The sequence below is a fragment of the Pseudomonas brassicae genome, assembly GCF_010671725.1.
In the GTDB taxonomy this organism is placed as follows: domain Bacteria; phylum Pseudomonadota; class Gammaproteobacteria; order Pseudomonadales; family Pseudomonadaceae; genus Aquipseudomonas; species Aquipseudomonas brassicae.
Genome location: NZ_JAAHBU010000450.1, coordinates 1 through 2,968, shown reverse-complemented (window position 1 = coordinate 2,968; position 2,968 = coordinate 1). Strand labels below are relative to the sequence as shown.

Annotated in this window: 2 protein-coding genes; one reads left to right on the top strand and one right to left on the bottom strand. The window is 65.4% G+C overall.

Annotated features, from left to right (window positions below; genetic code table 11):
- A partial coding sequence (gene pilM, locus G3436_RS24180) for a pilus assembly protein PilM (protein WP_163950365.1) occupies positions 1–332 on the bottom strand: 332 nt, incomplete at its 3' end.
- 152 nt (positions 333–484) lie between these two features.
- Here pilM and G3436_RS24175 point away from each other — a divergent pair.
- Positions 485–2,926 carry a penicillin-binding protein 1A gene (locus tag G3436_RS24175; protein ID WP_420801252.1) on the top strand — a complete coding sequence of 814 codons (2,442 nt, stop codon included), beginning with the start codon at positions 485–487 and terminating at the stop codon, positions 2,924–2,926.
- Positions 2,927–2,968: the final 42 nt, after the last annotated feature.

The window sequence follows — 2,968 nt, the reverse complement described above, 5'->3', positions numbered from 1 at the left end:
GCTTCGGCTTCGACGCGCAAGTGAGCGAACAGCGCGTCCTGGGTGAGCCCCGCCGGCACGTTCAACCGCTTGCTCAGCACCGCCGCTGCCGGCACCGCCACGGCAGCCTCGCGGCCCCTCGCACCACTGTGGGCAAGCGCATGGCGCAAGGCGTGCGCCAGTTGCTCGGGGTCCACCACCCGCCCCTCGTGCAGCACCCCTGCCGCCAGCGGCGCGATGGCCCACGCACTGGGGCTGCCGCTGGCGCGTCGGCGCTGTAGCAGGCGCAGCCCATGCGGCGAAATATCGATGCCCAGCAGTGAACCGGCATCCTTGCCGAAACGTCCAAACATTGGCTTTCCCTTCCATTGACGGGGCAACCCGCACCCCGAACGCCGCGCAACCCACGCGGCGCGGTGAAAATTGCTTATAATGCCGAGCGTTTTTTCGCGTCTGTCGGCCCTGCGCTCAATCCATACTTCAACCTGGACACCCCAACGCCTTGATACGCCTGCTGAAGTTCTTCTGGTGGTCTTTCGTCGCAGTCATCTGCGCTGTCGTGCTCGGTCTGAGCGGCGCGTTTCTGTATCTTAGCCCCAGCCTGCCCTCGGTAGAGGCCCTGAGAAGCATCCAGTTGCAGATCCCTTTGCGGGTGTACAGCAGCGATGGAAAACTGATTGCCGAGTTTGGCGAAATGCGCCGCTCTCCCATCCGTTTCGCCGACATTCCGCCGCATTTCATCCAGGCGTTGCTGTCTGCCGAAGACGACAATTTCGCCAATCACTATGGGGTCGACCCCAGCAGCCTGATGCGTGCTGCAACACAATTGCTCAAGTCCGGGCACATCCAGACCGGCGGCAGCACCATCACCATGCAGGTGGCGAAGAACTTCTTCCTCAGCAGCGAACGCAGTTTCTCGCGCAAGACCAACGAGATCCTGCTGGCCCTGCAGATCGAGCGTGAGCTGACCAAGGACGAGATCCTCGAGCTGTACGTCAACAAGATCTACCTGGGCAACCGCGCCTACGGCATCGAGGCCGCCGCGCAGGTGTACTACGGCAAGTCGATCCGTGACGTGAGCCTGGCGCAGATGGCCATGATCGCCGGCCTGCCCAAGGCGCCTTCGCGCTTCAACCCGCTGGCCAACCCGACGCGTGCCAAGGAGCGACGCGACTGGATCCTGGGGCGCATGTACAAACTGGGCAAGATCGACGATGCCAGCTACCAGGCCGCCCTGGCCGAGCCGATCAACGCCAGCTATCACGTGCCGACGCCGGAAGTGAACGCGCCCTACATTGCCGAAATGGCCCGCGCCGAAATGGTCGGCCGCTACGGCAGCGACGCTTACACCGAAGGTTTCCGCGTGACCACCACGGTGCCAAGCAACCTTCAGGAAATGGCCAACACTGCCGTGCTCGACGGCCTTAGCGCCTATGACCACCGTCACGGCTACCGCGGCCCCGAGTCGCGCCTGCCGGGCAAGACCCAGGCTGCCTGGCAGCAGGAGCTGACCAAGCTGCGCACCCTGGGCGGGCTGGAGCCGGCCATCGTCACCCAGGTCGACAAGACCGGCCTGCGCGTACTGACCAAGGCCGGCGGGGAAGAGACCGTGGCCTGGGACAGCATGAAATGGGCCCGCCCGTTCCTCAACACCAACAGCCAGGGCCGCGCCCCGCAGCAGCCGGGCGATGTGGCCCAGGTGGGCGACGTGATCCGCGTGCAGCGCCAGGCCGAGGGCGTGCTGGCCTTCACCCAGGTGCCGGGGGCGCAGAGTGCCCTGGTGACGCTCGACCCGACCAATGGCGCGATCCGCGCGCTGGTGGGCGGTTTCTCCTTCGAGCAGAGCAACTACAACCGCGCCATGCAGGCCAAGCGCCAGCCGGGCTCGAGCTTCAAGCCGTTCGTGTACAGCGCGGCGCTGGACAGCGGCTACACCGCCGCCAGCCTGGTCAACGATGCACCGATCGTGTTCGTCGACGAGTACCTGGACAAGGTCTGGCGCCCGAAGAACGACACCAACACCTTCCTCGGCCCGATCCGCATGCGCGAGGCGCTGTACAAGTCGCGCAATCTGGTCTCGATCCGCCTGCTGCAGGCCATGGGCGTGGACAAGACCATCGACTACATCGCCAGGTTCGGCTTCAACAAGCAGGACCTGCCGCGCAACCTGTCGCTGGCGCTGGGTACCGCCACCCTGACGCCGATGGAAATCGCCACGGGCTGGAGCGCATTCGCCAACGGCGGCTACAAGATCAGCCCATACCTGATCGATCGCATCGAAAGCCGCAACGGTGACACGCTGTTCGTCGCCAACCCGCCGAGCGTGCCGCAGGGCCAGCAGGACCAGGCCGGCATTGCGGCGGCCGAGACGCCGATCGTGACCGAAAGCTCGGCGGCGGTGGATGCACCTGCAGCCCCGGCGATTGCGGCTCAACCACCGGTACTGGCCGAACAGATCATCGACGGGCGTACCAGCTACATCCTCACCAGCATGCTCGAAGACGTGATCAAGCGCGGCACCGGGCGCCGCGCCATGGCGCTGGGGCGTACGGACCTGGCGGGCAAGACCGGTACCACCAACGAGTCCAAGGACGCCTGGTTCTCCGGTTACAACGCCGATTACGTGACCACGGTGTGGACCGGCTTCGATCAGCCCGAGACGCTGGGTCGCCGTGAATATGGCGGCACCGTGTCGCTGCCGATCTGGATGAGCTTCATGGGCGCGGCGCTCAAGGACCAGCCGATGCACACCCTGGCGCAGCCTGAAGGCATCCTCAGCCTGCGGGTCGACCCGGTGAGCGGCCGTGCGGCGACGCCGAGCACGCCCAATGCCTACTTCGAACTGTTCAAGGCCGAAGACACCCCGCCATCGGTCAACGAGTTGGGCGGCAGTGCGCCGGGCAGCCCGTTGCCAGCGGATGAGTCGGCACCGATCGACCTGTTCTGATGCGATAAACCTTGGGCTGCTCTGCGGCCCCTTCGCTGGCAA